This window comes from Actinoplanes hulinensis (assembly GCF_019429605.1).
Classification (GTDB): Bacteria; Actinomycetota; Actinomycetes; order Mycobacteriales; family Micromonosporaceae; genus Actinoplanes; species Actinoplanes campanulatus.
In genome coordinates, this window is record NZ_JAHXZI010000024.1 from 1 (window position 1) to 16,165 (window position 16,165).

A 16,165-nucleotide genomic window follows, 5' to 3' on the forward strand; every position below is an offset into this window, starting at 1 on the left:
AGCGGCTGGAGGCGCAGGGCGCCGACAACGTGGTGAACGTGATGGCCTACATGGGTAACGAGAAGTGGATGGCCCAGTCGTGGTGGAAGGACCTGTACCCGGGCGACGACGTGGTGGACTGGATCGGTCTGGACTCGTACGTGAGTGTGGAGAAGGGCTACTACCACTACGGCAAGTTCGCCGACCTGCTCGACCGTAAGCCCAAGGGTGGCGGCCCCGGTTTCTACGAGTGGGCGACCACGAAGCACCAGGGTAAGCCGATCATGGTTGCCGAGTGGGGCGGGTACCACCGGATCGGTAAGAAGACCGACAAGTCCGCGGTCTACAACAGTGTCATCCCGGAGTTGAAGAAGCGTCCCGCGATCAAGGCGATCGTGCACTTCGACACGAAGGCCGATGACCAGGGCAACCGGGATATCAGCATCAACAGCACCCCGGGCAGCCTCGCCGCGTTCAAGAAGCTCGCCGCCAACCCGATCTTCAACGTCAAGCTGAGCTGACAACGACACTGAGGCCGCCACCCCACCAAGGGGTGGCGGCCTCAGTGTTCGACCAGCACCGACTTCACCTCAGCGGTGATGCGGGCGTCGTACCGGCCGGTGGCGGCGGCCCACCCGGTCTCGCGCAGCGTGACGCCGGCCTTGACGTCGCGCCGGGCGGCGCCGTTGACGGTGGCCGAACCGGCACCTTTGTCCAGGCGTATCCGGATCGGGGCACCCGCCTGGGTGCGAACGACGAACTCGCCGAGCGTGCCGGTGACCGTCAGCGGGACCGTGCCATTCGGCTTGGACAGTGTCAGCGCGCCGCGCGGGACGTCGCCGGCGAGTGCGAGGCCCGCGAGACCGCCGGCCCGCGCGTCCACGTCGAGTTCCCGCACCCCGTCGGTGACCTTGAGCGTCCAGGCGACCGTGGAGTTGAGCACCACCTCCGCGCCCGCCGTGACGACCGCGCCGGGCGCCAGGGCGAGCAGCGAGCCGTCGGCCGATTCGGTCAGCTGAGGTGCGACGTTCGGGTCGAGCGCGGCGACGGTGAACAGCGACTCACCCAGCGCCGCGGTGCGGATGCGCAGGCTGGTAGCCGCGCCGGTGATCTCCAGCCGCCGCTGCTTGACCGCGCCGAGCGGGGCGGTCAGCGGCACCGGCGCCGGGATCGCATCGGACGGGGCGGGCTGCGCGGTCGCCGCCGCGCGCGGCGAGGGCTGCTGGTAGGCCTCGGTCTGGCCGAGAATCACCCCCACGGTCAACGACACGAGTACGGCCGTGAACCCCAGCAGCCGCCACGGCCTGCGGACCTGCTCGTAGATGAGCACGACCCGTCCCACGTCCGGTGGTGGCCGGCGGCCCCGCACGGTCGGGGCGGCCGGCGCGTCGGCGAGTGAGACCGGCCGTCCCGGAAGGGGAATGGTGGGCCGGCCGGCTGCCGGAACGCTGGACGGGGCGCCGGTGAAGACCCGCTGACGGAACTCGGGGCCGGCGGCCTCCGCAGACACGTCGCGACGACGGTCGGACTGGTCAGCCACCGGCACCTCCGCTCACCGGGACACCTGCCCCGCCGCTACGGGATACGGAAGGCGAACCCGTGTCGGATCGATGAAGATCGTCGATTTCTGAGGATACGGCGTCGCCGATTCGACGGTGGCGCCGACCGGTGTTGGCTAGGGTCGGTTTACCCCGCTCGGAGGAGGTTCGCCGTGCCCGCGGAGTCCCGGTTCGTGCTCGACTTCGCCGACATCGACGCCGGCATGCTGCCCGAGGTCGGTGGCAAGGCGGCCAATCTGGGGAAACTCGTCCGTGCCGGGTTGCCGGTGCCGCCGGGTGTCTGCGTGACGACCGATGCCTACCGGCAGGCGGCCGATGCGGCGCCCGGCCTGGCCGGGATCATCGAGGAGCTGACCGCCACCGCCCCCGACGACCTGCCGCGGTTGACCGGGCTCGCCGGGCGGGCCCGCGAGGCGCTGCTCGCGGCACCCCTGCCGGCCGAGGTCGCCGCCGCCGTCGCCGACGCGTACCGGGGCATGGACGCGGTCGCGGTGCGTTCCTCGGCCACCGCCGAGGACCTTCCGTTCGCCAGCTTCGCGGGCCAGCAGGACACCTACCTCAACGTCGTCGGCGAGACCGCGGTGCTCGACGCCGTACACCGTTGCTGGGCTTCGTTGTGGACCGACCGGGCCGTCACCTACCGCGCCGCGAACGGCATCGACCACCGCGCCGTCCGGCTCGCCGTGGTGATCCAGAAAATGGTCCAGTCGGCGGTCGCCGGTGTGCTGTTCACCGCCAATCCGGTCACCGGCCGCCGCCGGGAGGCGGTCATCGACGCCAGCCCGGGCCTGGGCGAATCGGTGGTGTCCGGCACGGTCAACCCCGACCACTTCGTGGTCGACACCGCCACCGGCAGGATCCGCGACCGCCGGCTCGGCGACAAACAGACCTTGATCAGAGGGGTACGGGGAGGAGGCGTCGAGCACGTCACCACACCCGGCGACACCGGTCGCGCCTGCCTGACCGACGCGCAGGTCCGGGCGGTCGCCGTCCTCGGAGCCCGGGTCGAGGCGAGCTACGACGGCCCGCAGGACATCGAGTGGGCCATCGACCCGGACGGCGCCCTGTGGCTGACCCAGGCCCGGCCGATCACCACCCTCTACCCGCTGCCCGCCGCCCGGGACGGCCTGCGAGCCTACCTGTGCGTCACTCTCGCCCAGGGCCTGATCCGGCCGATCACCCCGCTCGGGCTGGCCACGTTCCGGCTGTTCAGCAGCAGTGTCGCGGAGTTGTTCGGCCGCCCGCTCGCCGACCCGGTCGCCGGTGCGGCCGCGGGCGCCCAGGCCGGCCTGCGCATGTTCGTCGACCTGACCGGCGTCCTGCGGAGCCCGGCCGGCCGGATGATCGTGCCACGGCTGTTCGACGTGATGGAGGCGCGCGCCGCCGTGGTGATGCGGTCCCTGTTCGACCGGCCCGAGTTCGCGCTCACCCAGCGTTCCGTGCTGCCGTTCGTCGCCCGGCTCGCGGATGTCGCCGTCCGGCACCGGCTGCCGCTGCACGCCGTACGCGCGCTGCGAAACCCGCAGCGGGTCCGCCGTGACCTCGACGACCTGGCCGACCGCGCCCGCCGCAGCCTCGACCTGCCCGCCGGCACCACCGCCGTCACCCGGCTCGACCAGGCCGAACAGGTCCTCGTCCACGAAGGCATCAGCGCCGTCATGCCGATCGCCGCACCGGCCGCGCTCGCCGGGTTCGGCCTGCTCGCGCTCGTCGGCCGGCTGGTGCCCGATCTGGCGCCCGGCGAGTTGCAGACCGTGCTGCGCGGCCTGCCGAACAACGTCACCACCGAGATGGACCTGGCCCTGTGGCAACTGTCCGGCCGGATCCGCGCCGCCGGCGAGACCCTCGACTCCGATCCCGGCACGCTGGCCGGCCACTATCACGCAGGCACCCTGCCGCCGGTCGCGCAGCAGGGCCTGGCCGACTTCCTCGACCGGTACGGCCACCGGGCGGTCGCCGAGATCGACCTCGGTCTGCCGCGCTGGTCCGAGGATCCCCGGCACGTGCTCGGTGTGCTCCTCAACTACCAGCGTCTCGACGACCCGGCCGCCGCACCGGACGCGGTGTTCGCGGCCGCCGCCCGCGAGGCCGAGGAGATGATCGCGACCCTGACCGGCCGCGCCCGTGGCGGGCTGCGCCGCCGCGCCGTCCGGTTCGCGCTGGACCGGGCCCGGGCCCTGGCCGGGCTGCGGGAGTTCCCGAAGTACTACTTCGTCGTGGTGCTCGCCGCGGCACGCCGGCAGTACGCCGCGGTCGGCGCCGAACTGGCGGCCGCCGGCCGGATCGACACCGCCGACGACGTCTTCTTCCTCGACCTGCCGGAGATCCGCGCCGCGCTCGCCGGCCGCGACCAGCACGCCGTGGTCGACGCCCACCGCGCCGAATACGACCGGGAGATGCGCCGCCGGCAGATCCCGCGGGTGCTGCTGTCCGACGGCACCGAACCGGAACGCGAACTGCCCCGCCCGGCCGCGCCGGACGGCGCGCTCTGCGGCACCCCGGCCTCCTCCGGTACGGTCACCGGCCCGGCCCGGGTGATCCTCGACCCGGTCGGCGCCCACCTCGAACCCGGCGAGATCCTGATCGCCCCGTCCACCGATCCCGGCTGGACGCCGCTGTTCCTCACGGCCGGCGGCCTGGTCATGGAGATGGGCGGCGCCAACTCGCACGGCGCGGTGGTGGCCCGTGAATACGGCATCCCGGCCGTCGTCGGTGTCCCCGACGCCACCACCCTTCTGCACACCGGCCAGCAGGTCACCATCGACGGCGCCACCGGCCTGATCACCAGCGCAGACTGACGACCCACCTCGTCGCGGGCACGTCCCGTATCGAACGAGTGTCTGCTGTGGACGACAATTGCCGGGGTTTGTCGTCCTGTTCCCCATGCGCTCCGAGTGACCACCGGAACAGGCCCGATCGGGCCATCCCTGACGTCGAGAACGCGGTTAGATTCGGGCGACGCGTGTCACGAAGATTCGTGGAGATCAATCTGATCGTCTCGTTCGGGGGAACCATGCGCATCCATTCCCGTAAGGGGGTCGTCGGCGTCGTATCGGTCGCCGCGACCCTGGCCCTACTCGTCGCCCAGCAGGCGCCGGCCGCCGCCACCCCACCCGATGCCCTGTTCGCCAAGATCCTGGTCAAACAGGTCACCGGAGCACACGCCAAGCAACACCTCGACGCCCTGCAGAGAATCGCCGACGCCAACGGCGGCAACCGTGCGGCCGGGACGCCCGGCTACACCGCCTCCCGCGACTACGTCGCCAACAAGCTGCGCAAAGCCGGCTACAAGGTCACGCTCGACCCGATCAACTTCGTCGAGGCATGGACGGAGAACAGCCCGCCCACGCTGAACCTGACCGCTCCGAACAGCAAGACCTACGTCCCCAACGAGGACTTCCACACCTTCCAGCCCTCGCCCGCCGGCGATGTGACCGCACAGGTCCAGGGTGTCGACCTCACCTTGCCGCCGACCCCGGCACCGACCTCGACCAGCGGATGCGAGACCGCCGACTTCAACGGCTTCGTGGCCGGCCGGATCGCGCTCATCCAGCGTGGCACGTGCGCGTTCGCCACCAAGATCCGCAACGCCGGGTTCGCCGGCGCCTCCGGGATCATCGTCTTCAACGAGGGACAGCCCGGGCGTACCGACGCCTTCCCGCTCGACATCGGGGAGTGGCGGGCCGGGATCCCGATGGTCTTCGCCGACTTCGCCGTCGGCAACGAACTCGCCGCCAATCCCGGGACCACCGTCCAGCTCAAGGTCGACTCCACCCTGACGCTGGGCACCAACCACAACGTGATCGCCGAGACCCGGACCGGCAACCCGAAGAACGTCGTGATGGTCGGCGCCCACCTCGACAGCGTGGAAGTCGGCCCCGGCATCAACGACAACGGCTCGGGCACCGCCGCGATCCTCGAGACCGCCCTGCAGATGAAGCACTTCCCGGTCAAGAACAAGGTCCGCTTCGCGTTCTGGGCGGCCGAGGAGATCGGGCTGCTGGGCTCCGACCAGTACGTCGAGGGCCTGTCCACCGCCGAACGGGACCGGATCAAGCTGTACCTCAACTTCGACATGGTGGCCTCACCCAACTACGCCTACAAGCTGTACGACGGCGACAACTCCGACGCGGTCGGCTCGCCGGCCGGACCGCCCGGCTCCGCGCAGATCGAGAAACAGCTGGAGGCCTTCTTCGACTCCCGCGGACTCGGCCACGTCGGCACCGACTTCGACGGCCGCTCCGACTACGGCCCGTTCATCGCGGTGGGCATTCCCGCGGGCGGCATCTTCACCGGCGCCGAAGGCATCAAGACGCCGGAGGAAGCGGCCCTGTTCGGCGGCACCGCCGGCGTCGCCTACGACATCTGCTACCACCAGGCCTGCGACACCACCGCCAACGTCAACCTGACCGCGCTCGACGTCAACGCCGACGCCATCGCCGACTCGACGGCCAGATTCGCTTTCAACACCACCGCCATCCCCTGAGCCGACCCTCCGGTGGTGAAGCGGTACTTCACCACCGGAGGCCCCAGCCGGATTCTCGATAAAGGCCTCCGTGATCTCCGAGAGCTCGGGACGCCGGCGATCGAGGCGATCTGCGCGATCTCGGTGCTGTTGATACGGTCTGCGTGACTCCGGGAAGGTGATTTGTTGTTGAAGTTCCAGTTCGAGTGCCGGCCCGTCGCCGAGGTTTCTCCGTGGGGTAGCAGCCAGCCGACACTGCACTGGTTCGGGCTGAGCGAAGGCTGGTTCTGGTTCGACAGCGAGGATCGGGAGGTCCTGCGCTACCGCGAGGAGGCGGTCCGCCGTTGGGATCTCAAGCGGCCGTACCCGGACTACTACATCGCCCGGATGTGGGAAGACCTGATACTGCTGCGCTGGGTGCTTGAGGAGCCGGTGCCCGAAGACCTCGTGCCGTTCGTCGATGGGACGTTCCCGAGCCGCGAGTTTCCGGACGACGACGTTTTCGGCGCTGATGTCGACGTTGCTTTCAATCTGCAGAGTGACTTCAACATCTATCTGGGCTATCTGACGGAGTCGCCAGCCTTGAAATGTTGGCGGCACAGCGTCGAGGGCGGCGACGTGGTGACGCTCAGCCAGCAGCTCACGACGCAGGAACGAAACACGTTCGACGGGCCGCCCCGGCTGGATGTCAGATTGCCGGCGGCGGAGTTCTTCGCGGCGATCGAGGACTTCGACCGGCGATTCATCGCCGCGATGGAAGAGCGTGTGGTGGAGCTGGAACGAAGCGGACCACCCACCGGCGTCGCTCTCGACCTGAACCAGTTGCGGCGAGAGCACCTGCAGCGCAGCCGCTGGCTGGAGCAGCGCCTGTCCGTGCCACGGAAGGTCGACTGGGCCGCGGTCCGGACCGGAGTCGCTGAGATCTCTACGTGGCCGTTTGCCGTCGAAGTGTGATCCGAACCAACCGTCGGCAGGAGATATCAGCTGGTGATGCGGCCTTCGGCGGTGTCGACCACGAAGCACGCGCAATCCAGGATCTCCAGAAGCGCGGCCCGGGCCCGCCGGATCGCCTCGTCGTCGATGTCGAGGTACAGCCGGCAGTCGCGTGGGAAGCTCAGGCCCGTCGCGGCCCGGGGGCCGAATTCAAGGCACAGCTCGCGGCCGATTACCACGCGCCTTCGCGCACTCACCACCACGGTCGCGGTGAGTGACTCCCGCCGGGTTCCCGTGGCGCGACCGGCGTGACGGCCGGGAGCAGCATCCCCGGATGCTTGGCGACCGCCACCGCGACCACCCACCTGGAGCGAGCGGCAGCACATGCGGGGGTGTCCAACCGATCTGCGCCCGGCGGGGGCGGCACAGGCGGGAGTGGGCAGCGAGAGGGGCCGAGCGGGCGGAACGGCCATGATAGGAACGGGACGAGGACACGCGTACAAGAAGAAGAAGCTGGAAGCGAAACGCGGACCTCGACCGGCGGCCCGCCGCTGACCGACGATCTGGTCCGATGCCTGAATCCTGAGCTACGTTTCGCCGATCTGACGGACGACCTGGCCGAGATCGGCTGTCCGATGACTGACGGTTGGCCATGGATCTGATCCCAACCGCTAACCGGTACGACGTCGGCTCAGCGACCGCTCAGCCAGGTACGCGGTCGGGGCGATCATCAGCCGGTACGGCAGCCTCACCAGCGGACTCGGCAGTCGCGGATGCCGTTCTTCGAAGGCGACGCGAGCTCGGAGGTGTTCTTTCGACAGGAGCCGGGGCTGTTCGGCGCGGAACTCTATGGCGACGAGGTGCTTGACGCTCTTGTAGCCGTACTGGCTGGGGGACACGAGCCGCAGCGGCGCACCGTGTCTGTCGTCGAGGGCAACGCCGTTGAGACGGGTCGCCAGTAGTACGTCGTCGGCGACGGCGTCTTCCCAGGTGAGGACGGCCTTGTGGCGATCGCCCGCACGGGCGACCAGGTACGGCGCGGGCGTGTTGGACATCCCCACCGAGGCGAGGACCTCCCGCAGCGGAACGCCTGTCCATACCAGCCCTGTCACCGACCACGTCGTGACGCAGTGGAAGTCGGCCGTATGGTCACGCGGTCCGAGCGCCCGCAGGTCAGCGGCGGTCAGAACGGCGACCAACTCGCCTTCGTTCTTGATCTCCAGTCTGGGTTCGGTCGGCATGGTGGGCGGAGGAAGGTGGGGCAGGTCGCTGAATCGGGGCATCTCCGCCATGAGGCGTTGCCCCGGCGGCAGTCCAGCGGCGCGCCGCGGCCAGTAGCGCATCGTGCGATTCCCCCTTCACCTGACGGTGCCGGCCTGATCGGTCGCGTACTTCCCGCTGGATTCCCCTGGCAGCCGCGAGTAAGCAGTCGAGGTCAACACCTCGACAAGAGCGCTATGCGACGCGTTTGTCCTCCACGTGTACGACGTTCAGTTCGCGACCGTCGCGGTCCCGCTTGGTGCGGCCGTGGAGGCCCACCTCAAGATCGGTGCCGTTCGTGATCTCGTCGGGGCCGACGTACGTCAGCACGTCGTTGTGATGCCCGTAGACCACCCACCCGAGGCCGGGCTCCAGGGTGAGGGTGCCGAAGTCGCCGGCAGCCGAGCCGGCAAAGACGGGTCCGTACTCACGCAGAATGTCCACCGCCTGCTGGGCCAGATCATCGGCCGGGCCGGGCGCGGGCAGCACGACGCACGTGGCGTGCGCGAACACCACCCACGATTTGCCGTCACCTCGAATGATCCGCCGCCACACCTCGGCCAGCTCATGCTCCGCCATGGGGAAGATCATGACGTACTCCAGCCACCGCCGCCGCCCCCTCAACACGTCGGGACACGCGTCAGCCGGAGTGGTAGTAGGCCTTCGCGATCACGCGCAGTGCGTGGGTAGGGCCGAGGTAGCGGCCGTCGGCAGGGTCCACCGAAGTGCACCTGGCCCACGGGCACGCCAGGGCGAAATCAATTGGCCGGACAGCGCCCGGGGTGGCAGAGTTCCGCATCGATCAGATCTAGCCGGACGACAAGGTGGGCCGATGCCGTTGCTGCGCCAGATCCGCGCCGATTTCGATGCCGGCACGATCGTGATGTACCAGGCGTTCGGGCCGGCGATCGCGGATGCGGCGCTGGCCGCCGGGCGATTCGTGGCGCCGTTCTCGTTCACCCGGATGACCTGGATCAAACCGTCCCTGCTGTGGTTGATGCACCGCAGCAACTGGGCTCGCAAGTCCGCCCAGGAACGTATTCTGGCCGTCCGGATTACCCGCGCCGGCTGGGAGCAGGCGCTGTCGCAGGCGGTCCTCACCGCGCCGGTGCCGGCCATCCACGGCAGCGCGGCCGCCTGGAACACGGCGTTCGACGCCGCGAGCGTGCACGTGCAGTGGGATCCGGAACGCTCGGCACGGGGAGCGGCGCTCAACCACTACAGCATCCAGGTCGGCGTCGGCCGTGCGCTGATCCGCGCGTACGCCGAGCAGTGGATCGTCGGCCTCGCCGACCTCACGCCCACCGTGCACAAGATCGATGCGCTGATCCGGGCCGGTCAGGCCGCCAAGGCCCAACGACTGCTTCCCCCGGAACGCCCTTACCCACTCGACGCCGCAACCGCCCGCCGCATCCAGGCGGACGCGGCATAGGGACGCGACCGGCGGTTATTCATGTGTTTCTATGGTGCGTGCGATCGGTTCGTCGAGGGGAATCGCCTGATGTCACGCGTGCTCGGGCCGATCCGTATGTCTGGGACCGTAACGACTCGGTGATCAACCAGAGTGACCTGAGGCTCATGGCCGAGGGCGGTGCGGGCGCGGACACACTCGTCGGCCGACGGGCGCGTCGGCGATGCTGTCCACGTTGACCTCGGGGTGAGGTGGTGACGGGCGCTCGTCGTCAAGAGTCGCGATGGCGCGGCGAAGCAGGTTGATGACCGAGGCGGTGACGTATTCGACCGCAGTCCACACGTCTCGCCCGTGCGTGACCACCTGACCGGAGCGGCCCAGCGGCCCTGGATCGAGGTCGACGGCCGCGAAGTTCATGCCGTGGTCGCGGGCGAAGGTCACCCCGCCGTTGCTCGACGACACCCGGCGTACGTGGCCGGCCGGTACGCAGTCGAAGATCATCGCGTCGTCGAACAGGCCGTCGTGATAGCCGGGATGGTTCTTGCGGTTCCACTCGACGAGCACGTCGAGGGGTACGAGGACGAACGGGTCGAGTAGTCCCGACTCGGCGCGGTCGCCATGGATCAGCCGGTGGAGGGCTCGGGGGTCCTCCGGCAGCCGTACCCCGAGGCGCTGTTCCCCGGCGGCCGATGGGATGCGCGCAAGCGTGCTCGCGCTGACCTATCCCCGTGGACGGCGAATGCGATCGACGCGGTCTTCGACCGCGTCAGGCTTGTGCATGCCCACGCGTGCTCGTCGTCGCAGCTTGGATGCGACAACGTCGCCCAATGGCGCGTCGGGACACTTACGCCACCGCTTGGTTACCCACATCGACTTCTTGGCCGATAGCCGTTCTTCGACCCGCTCCGCGACCCGCTCGGCCAATAGCCCGGTTGCTCCGGCGAGGAGTTGATGCTCGCGATGCCGGTCGGCGCGGTTGGGGGTTCGCTTGTTGCGTCGGATGTTCCTACGAGAACTCTTGTCGTTCTCGCCGTAGCTGTTTCGCCGGTCTTTGGCGTAGCTCAGCGCCTTCTTCTCCTGCGGACTTCTACCCGTCGCCACGTCCACCCATCCGGTCGATCCTGAGCCAATCCTCCAGGGCTGGCACCTGCCGGTCAACCGAGATCGGCACCCCGCTTCCCGCTCCCGAGACCGACAAGCGGCCAGTAGGGATGTCGGCCCGAGCGTCATGGATCCTTGGCCGATGGGTATTCAGGTCGAGCTGCGTGTGGCCGACAAACGGGCGCGACGGCTGCCAGATCCAGCCGGCGGGTTCTTTGACGCTGCCGGCGACTGAGCGCGCCGTACGTCGAGCGCGCGACTTGCGGTGTCCGAAGCGTTCCACGAGGGAGCGCCAATCGCTGTTTATGCTGGTAGTTCGCTTCAACGGGACGCGGAGTTCCCCATTCCCGCCCTCGCCGTCGTGGATCTGCACCCGGTAGTGTGCCGTGCCCGGTGCGCCGTCACTTGTGCTCCGTGCTGGGCATGCGATGTATGCCGGGGAGTCGAACCCCAGCGCCTGCCCTCGGCGCGCCAAGAAAGGAGCCGATTTGCCCGCCGGCTCTCGGGTCTGTGCACGCCTCCACGTCGGCTACCTGCTCCGCGTCTCTCAATCGAGCAGGTCGGCCTCCCAGTTGGTCCGCTGGATCAGCGTGTCGACCTCACGTAGCTGCCGGGCGAGGTCGTCCGCCTGGCGTCGCAGGTCGGCCACCGGCAGCGCCGGGATCATCTTCAGTTCGGAGCGCAGCTGCCGGAACCCCCGCTGGCCTTCGCCGGCCGCGGCGTCAGCCGCCGAGGTGACGATGCCGTGTCGCAGGCGCAGGACGTCGCGGCGGGCGAGCGCGTCGGTGAGGCTGCCGCCCTCGACCGGGGTGGCGGCGTTGGTCCGGTTGATCCGCCGGATCAGCGACTCGAGCTCGTCGAGCACCGCGCCGGCCTCGGCCAGCAGCGACGTGGCGTCCTCGGCCGGCGTCTCACCTTCCTGGTAACGCGCGCTGCCGGTGACCCGGGAACGGAGCTGTTCAGCGCGACGCGACGCATCTGCGCGCAGCGCGAGAGCCTCGGCAAGTTTCATGGGCACCAGTATGGCAATCCAAGATCGACACCGCGCGCCAATTTCTTGCCCGGCGTTGCGTGGGCTCAGCGTGTAGGGGTCAGGTCCCGGATGGTGTCTCTGTTCCCAGGTTGCCGTGGACCGCGGGATCCGGCGACAACAGTTCGCAGGAGCGTGGCGGCACTCGGGACGGCCGCCGCTGCCTATGGCGTGATCGGGTACTGCCGTATCTACGCGTCGAGAAGCAAGGCAGCAATGATGAAATTGGCGGGTTTCACCTTGACGAGACCTTGAGACCGGCCCGTCGAGCTTGTATCGAGCCGCTAGCCTTAATCGTCATGGTGATGCCCATGCGCCAACCCGTTCCACCCCCGCCGCGCCGCACGCTTCGGACGGTGGTGATCGTTGTCAGCATTGTGATGGTGCTGTGTACATGTGTGGCAGCCGGGGGTTACTTCTTCATCCGCGGGATACAGCAGGCAACCGGACCGGCCAGTCAGGCCGCCGAGGAATTCGTCGCTGATCTGGAATCGGGTAATGCCGACGCCGCTTATGGTCGGCTCTGTGCCAGTACGACGAGCAATTTCACGCGCGAGGCATTTGTTCAAGGGCTCAGCGGGCAGTCCGCCATTCGTAGCCACGAGATCATCGGCGTGAACGTTTCGAACGTGAACGGCCGGGTATCGGCAACCGTTACCGCGAATCTCACCCTCGATAGCGGCTTTGTCGACCGGCACACGTTCACGCTTGTCCAGGAGGATGGGCAGTGGAAGGTGTGTGGGCAGCCGTTCTGACGAGAGGCGGGCTACGAGCGGGTGTCCAGGCGGACGTCGCCGATCTCGACCGTCCAGAGCAGGTCGGTGAGGTGGTCGAGTGCCTTCGCCAGGTAGCGCCGATAGGTGCTCAGCGGCAGCCCGAGGATCTGCGCGGCGGCCTCCTGGCTGGGCGCCGCCCGCAGGTACGTCCGGTCCAGCACCGCCCGCAGCCGATCACCGCGGGGCTCCGCGCCCAGCCGAGTGATCCCGTCCTCGATCACGGCCCGCAACCGGTCGACGTCCGGCCCGGTAGCGGTGGCGGCGAGCGCGGTGCCGAGCAACGGACTGCCGGCGAGACGGTCGGGCCGGTGCAGCGCCTGCAACGCGGCCCGCACCGCGGCGGCGAACCGCACACGGTCCAACGGCGGCGGCCGCAGCAGCGCGGCGGGCGGCGGCCCGGTCGCTCCGGTGCGCCCGCGCTCATGCATCAGGTCGAACCAGGTGTCGACCGGGATGCGCCGCCAGTCGATGCCGTAGACGACATGCCGTCGGCCGCCGGAGTCCACCTCGACCAGCCGGGCGAACGCCATGTAGTCGAAGAACGGCCCCCAGTGCTCAGGGTCGACGGTGACGATGAACGACCAGGCCAGCGGGTGGGTCAACCATTCGACGATGCTGGAGACCGGACCGGCCAGCAGCGCGTACCGATCACGTTGATGCTCGTCGGCGCCGGACAGGAAGCGGGAGATGTCGACGAGTTCGCCGGGGCGGGCCGGTGCCTCCCGTGCCACGTGGGCGAGCACCGCCCGTACCACCGGATCCCGTTCCTCCAGCCCGGAACCGGTGGGGCACAGCAGGTTGAGGGCCAGCCCGGCGACGCGACCGGCGCTTCGTACCACGCTGAGCTGTTGGGGTTGGACCGTGAGCCACGCCCGGGCGAGGTCGGCGCTGGCCGGCCCCTCGAATCGTTCGATGACGGCGCACACCTGGTCGTGTTCGTCCGGCCGGGCGGTGACGACCCTGGTCGAGCCCTGCGCCCGCAGCCCGGCCAGCGTGCCGGCGAGGGGACTGCTGCGCAACATGAAGAACAGTTGCTGGGCGTGTACCTGCCGATCCGGGCCGGTGGCGGCGCGCAGCCGGGACACCGCCTCGATGTAGACCGTCCAGCGGGTCCGGCGGAACGGTTCCGGGGCGCGCCGCTCGAACTCGGCATGCAGCACGTCGCGGACCAGGTCGTGGATCGACAGCCCGTGCGGGCCGCTGGTGATGAACGGCTGGGCCGCCAGCCATCGCCACACCGCGGGCGCGTCGGCGCCGACCAGGCGGCGCAGCAGATCCTCGGTGGTCAGCCAGGCCACCGCGCACGTGGCCAGGCTGGTCAGATACGCCTCACCGGGCACCTCGCGCAGGAACGACTCCAGCAACGCGGAGATCAGATCCGGCGCGTCCGCGAGGCTGCCGGGCACCCTCCCGGCAGCCGCCAGATCGGCCAGCAACGCCATGGTCAGCGGATGGCCGCGCGCGAGCGTCAGCAGATGCGGGCGCAGGTCCGGCGCCACTCCGGCGTGGGCGAGCAGGTCGCCACCCTCGGCGTGGCCGAGCGGGCGAAGATGGTGCACCGCGGTCAGGTCACCCCAGCCGGGATCGGTACGCCAGGGCGCGCTCGGCGGATCACGCCCGGCCAGCACCACGACGGCGTCCGCGCTCAGGGTGGGCAGCAGCGTGTCGCGCAGCCAGCCGTCGACCGGGCTCAGCTGCTCGTATCCGTCGACCAGCAGCACCGCGCCGGCCGGAAGATCATCGCGATCACCGAGGGCGAGCCGGATCGCGGCCGCGACACCCGGCGGCGCCGCGTCGATGTCACGACCATCGATGTGTACGGGGATGCGCCCGGCCACCCGCACCCGGGCGGCGAACTCGTGCAGCAGGGTGGTCTTGCCGATGCCGCCCTCGCCGTGCACGAACAGCACCCGGCACGTGCCGCGCCCGTGCAGGGCGTCGTCGAAGCAGGCGAGTTCCCGCTCCCGGCCGACGAAACGCCGCCGCCGCGCCGCCTCCAGCAGGTCACCGAGGTTCCCCGACATGCCCCCACTGTTCCCCCGCCGCACCGTTTTGGACAGTGTTTGACGCCGTTCTGACGTGGACGGTGAGCGCCGATCCGGCCGACCCTCGGTACATCACTGCGACACGGAGGTGCCCGATGTCCCGGATCATCGTTCTCGGTGCCGGCCTGTGCGGCCTGTCCACCGCCCTGCTGCTGGCCCGCGACGGCCACCAGGTCACCGTTCTGGAACGGGACCCGGCCGAGCCGCCGCCCGACGGGGAATGGGCACACTGGCAGCGGTCCGGCGTCAACCAGTTCCGGCTGCCCCACATCCTGCTGCCACGCTGGCGCGACCTGATGGACCGCGAACTACCCGATGTCCTCGCCCGTCTCGAAGCCGTCGGCGGGCTGCGGATCAACCTTCTCGACCTGCTGCCGGCGTCGCAGCGCGGCCCCTGGCAGGCCGGCGACGAGCGCTTCACGACCGTCACGGCGCGCCGCCCCGTACTGGAAGGGGTTCTGGCCTCGATCGCCCCCGGCGCCGCCGGCATCGAGATCCGGCGCGGGGTCACCGTCACCGGTCTGCTCACCGATGACCAAACCGCGGATGTACGGATCCCGCGCGTGTCCGGTGTGCTCGCCGAGGGCGGGCGCACCTTCCGCGCCGACCTGGTGGTGGACTGCTGCGGACGGCGCTCGCCGTTGAGCGCGTGGCTGTCCGCGGCCGGCGCCCGGCATCCGGCCGAGGAACGCGCCGACTGCGGTTTCGTCTACTTCAGCCGTGACTTCCGGACCCGCACCGGATCCCTGCCGCAGGGCCGCACCGGGGTCCTGCAACGCCACCAGTCGATGTCGATCCTGACCGTGCCCGCCGACAACGGCACCTGGAGCATCGTCCTGATCGCGAGCAGCCGCGACCGGGCCATGCGGGCCTTGCGCGACCCCGCCCGGTGGGACGCCGCGCTCGCCCTCTACCCGCTGGCCGCGCACTGGCGCGACGGCGAACCCGGCCCCGGCGTGGACGTCATGGCGGGGATCGAGGACCGGCACCGGGACCTGCTCGTCGACGGAAACCCGGTGGCCACCGGCATTCTCGCCGTCGGCGACTCGTGGGCCTGCACCAATCCGTCGCTCGGGCGCGGCGCCAGCATCGGCCTGCTGCACGCCGTCGGCCTGCGCGACGTGCTCCGTGACACCGGCACCGCCGACCACGACAAACTCGCACGCCGCTTCCACGAGTGGACGGCGACGGTCGTCGAGCCGATGTACCGGGCCACGCTGTGGTTCGACCGGCACCGGCTGGCCGAACTCGACGCCGACATCGCGGGCACGCAGTACCGGACCGACGATCCCGGCTGGGCCTTCAGCCTGGCCGTCCTCGCCGCGGCCGCCGCCGACCCGGAGGTCGCCCGCGCCCATCAGTCCCTCGGGTCGCTGCTGGCCACCCCGGACGAGATCGTCGCCCGCCCCGGCCTGGCCGAGAAGATCATGCGGCTGGGTGGCGGCGCCCCGCACTACCCGCTGCCGGGCCCCACCCGCCCGGAACTGCTGGCCGCGATCAGCGCCTGACCTCGGTGGGAGAATCCGTCGCGGAAGGAGGTGGGCTCGTGCCACCCAGACTTGAGGAGACGCGCGAGGAGGCGTAGACAGGGACTGTCCTCAATGGG

At 69.8% G+C, this 16,165-nt stretch carries 14 protein-coding genes and 2 pseudogenes; 8 read left to right on the forward strand and 8 right to left on the reverse strand.

Translation table 11 applies throughout. The annotated features are described in order from the left end of the window. The coding region (locus KZ829_RS35355; RefSeq protein ID WP_504739926.1) for a glycoside hydrolase family 26 protein at nt 1-500 on the forward strand (500 nt) is incomplete at its 5' end. Between the two features lie 41 nt (nt 501-541). On the opposite strand, the gene KZ829_RS35360 is transcribed toward KZ829_RS35355, so the two are convergent. Then, on the reverse strand, nt 542-1,519 hold the full coding sequence (locus KZ829_RS35360) for a hypothetical protein (protein WP_220148189.1): 978 nt from the start codon (nt 1,517-1,519) through the stop codon (nt 542-544). A 171-nt stretch (nt 1,520-1,690) separates the two neighbouring features. Between KZ829_RS35360 and KZ829_RS35365 the strand changes: the two genes are divergently transcribed. From KZ829_RS35365 to KZ829_RS35375, 4 genes and pseudogenes are all read left to right on the forward strand, one after another. Then, nucleotides 1,691-4,336 carry a PEP/pyruvate-binding domain-containing protein gene (locus KZ829_RS35365; RefSeq protein WP_220148190.1) on the forward strand — a complete coding sequence of 882 codons (2,646 nt, stop codon included), beginning with the start codon at nt 1,691-1,693 and terminating at the stop codon, nt 4,334-4,336. A gap of 215 nt (nt 4,337-4,551) precedes the next feature. Continuing rightward, nucleotides 4,552-5,256 (forward strand): annotated as a pseudogene (locus tag KZ829_RS45045) (PA domain-containing protein); the annotation flags it as partial. Between the two features lie 27 nt (nt 5,257-5,283). After that, nucleotides 5,284-5,979 (forward strand): annotated as a pseudogene (locus KZ829_RS45050) (M28 family metallopeptidase); the annotation flags it as partial. 210 nt (nt 5,980-6,189) lie between these two features. After that, nucleotides 6,190-6,957: a DUF5984 family protein gene (locus KZ829_RS35375; RefSeq protein ID WP_220148192.1), complete on the forward strand. Its 768-nt coding sequence runs from the start codon at nt 6,190-6,192 to the stop codon at nt 6,955-6,957. A 26-nt stretch (nt 6,958-6,983) separates the two neighbouring features. Here KZ829_RS35375 and KZ829_RS35380 read toward each other — a convergent pair whose 3' ends face one another. The 3 genes from KZ829_RS35380 to KZ829_RS35390 form a co-directional block, all read right to left on the reverse strand. Further along, nucleotides 6,984-7,175, reverse strand: a complete 192-nt coding sequence (locus KZ829_RS35380) for a hypothetical protein (protein ID WP_246636820.1) — start codon at nt 7,173-7,175, stop codon at nt 6,984-6,986. Nucleotides 7,176-7,607: 432 nt separating this feature from the next. Next, nucleotides 7,608-8,279 carry a molybdopterin-dependent oxidoreductase gene (locus tag KZ829_RS35385; protein WP_220148193.1) on the reverse strand — a complete coding sequence of 224 codons (672 nt, stop codon included), beginning with the start codon at nt 8,277-8,279 and terminating at the stop codon, nt 7,608-7,610. 112 nt (nt 8,280-8,391) lie between these two features. Then, nucleotides 8,392-8,775, reverse strand: a complete 384-nt coding sequence (locus KZ829_RS35390) for a hypothetical protein (protein WP_220148194.1) — start codon at nt 8,773-8,775, stop codon at nt 8,392-8,394. Nucleotides 8,776-9,034: 259 nt separating this feature from the next. On the opposite strand from KZ829_RS35390, the gene KZ829_RS35395 reads away from it, so the two are divergent. After that, nucleotides 9,035-9,628 (forward strand): DUF4291 domain-containing protein, encoded by a 594-nt coding sequence (locus KZ829_RS35395; protein WP_246636821.1) that lies wholly within the window; start codon nt 9,035-9,037, stop codon nt 9,626-9,628. A gap of 144 nt (nt 9,629-9,772) precedes the next feature. Here the strand turns inward: KZ829_RS35395 and KZ829_RS35400 are convergent, their stop codons facing one another. The 3 genes from KZ829_RS35400 to KZ829_RS35410 all read right to left on the reverse strand — a co-directional run bounded on the left by KZ829_RS35400 (nt 9,773) and on the right by KZ829_RS35410 (nt 11,720). Then, nucleotides 9,773-10,171 (reverse strand): SMI1/KNR4 family protein, encoded by a 399-nt coding sequence (locus KZ829_RS35400; RefSeq protein ID WP_372453969.1) that lies wholly within the window; start codon nt 10,169-10,171, stop codon nt 9,773-9,775. Between the two features lie 156 nt (nt 10,172-10,327). Beyond that, nucleotides 10,328-10,714 carry a hypothetical protein gene (locus KZ829_RS35405; RefSeq protein WP_220148196.1) on the reverse strand — a complete coding sequence of 129 codons (387 nt, stop codon included), beginning with the start codon at nt 10,712-10,714 and terminating at the stop codon, nt 10,328-10,330. A gap of 541 nt (nt 10,715-11,255) precedes the next feature. Next, complete coding sequence (locus KZ829_RS35410) at nt 11,256-11,720, reverse strand: DIP1984 family protein (RefSeq protein WP_220148197.1); 465 nt, start codon at nt 11,718-11,720, stop codon at nt 11,256-11,258. A gap of 317 nt (nt 11,721-12,037) precedes the next feature. On the opposite strand from KZ829_RS35410, the gene KZ829_RS35415 reads away from it, so the two are divergent. After that, nucleotides 12,038-12,493, forward strand: coding sequence for an Rv0361 family membrane protein (locus tag KZ829_RS35415; RefSeq protein WP_220148198.1), 456 nt, complete (start codon nt 12,038-12,040; stop codon nt 12,491-12,493). 11 nt (nt 12,494-12,504) lie between these two features. Here KZ829_RS35415 and KZ829_RS35420 read toward each other — a convergent pair whose 3' ends face one another. Beyond that, entirely contained in the window at nt 12,505-14,538 is a 2,034-nt protein-coding gene (locus tag KZ829_RS35420; protein WP_220148199.1) for an AAA family ATPase, read from the reverse strand. 116 nt (nt 14,539-14,654) lie between these two features. Here KZ829_RS35420 and KZ829_RS35425 point away from each other — a divergent pair, with 116 nt between their 5' ends. After that, nucleotides 14,655-16,067: an FAD-dependent oxidoreductase gene (locus KZ829_RS35425; RefSeq protein WP_220148200.1), complete on the forward strand. Its 1,413-nt coding sequence runs from the start codon at nt 14,655-14,657 to the stop codon at nt 16,065-16,067. Nucleotides 16,068-16,165: the final 98 nt, after the last annotated feature.

Bases quoted from the DNA above. Each gene is read 5' to 3' on its own strand.
- KZ829_RS35385 (WP_220148193.1), bottom strand. From the start codon at position 8,279: ATGCGCTACTGGCCGCGGCGCGCCGCTGGACTGCCGCCGGGGCAACGC.
- KZ829_RS35390 (WP_220148194.1), bottom strand. From the start codon at position 8,775: ATGGCGGAGCATGAGCTGGCCGAGGTGTGGCGGCGGATCATTCGAGGT.
- KZ829_RS35410 (WP_220148197.1), bottom strand. From the start codon at position 11,720: ATGAAACTTGCCGAGGCTCTCGCGCTGCGCGCAGATGCGTCGCGTCGC.
- KZ829_RS35415 (WP_220148198.1), top strand. From the start codon at position 12,038: ATGGTGATGCCCATGCGCCAACCCGTTCCACCCCCGCCGCGCCGCACG.
- KZ829_RS35420 (WP_220148199.1), bottom strand. From the start codon at position 14,538: ATGTCGGGGAACCTCGGTGACCTGCTGGAGGCGGCGCGGCGGCGGCGT.
- KZ829_RS35425 (WP_220148200.1), top strand. From the start codon at position 14,655: ATGTCCCGGATCATCGTTCTCGGTGCCGGCCTGTGCGGCCTGTCCACC.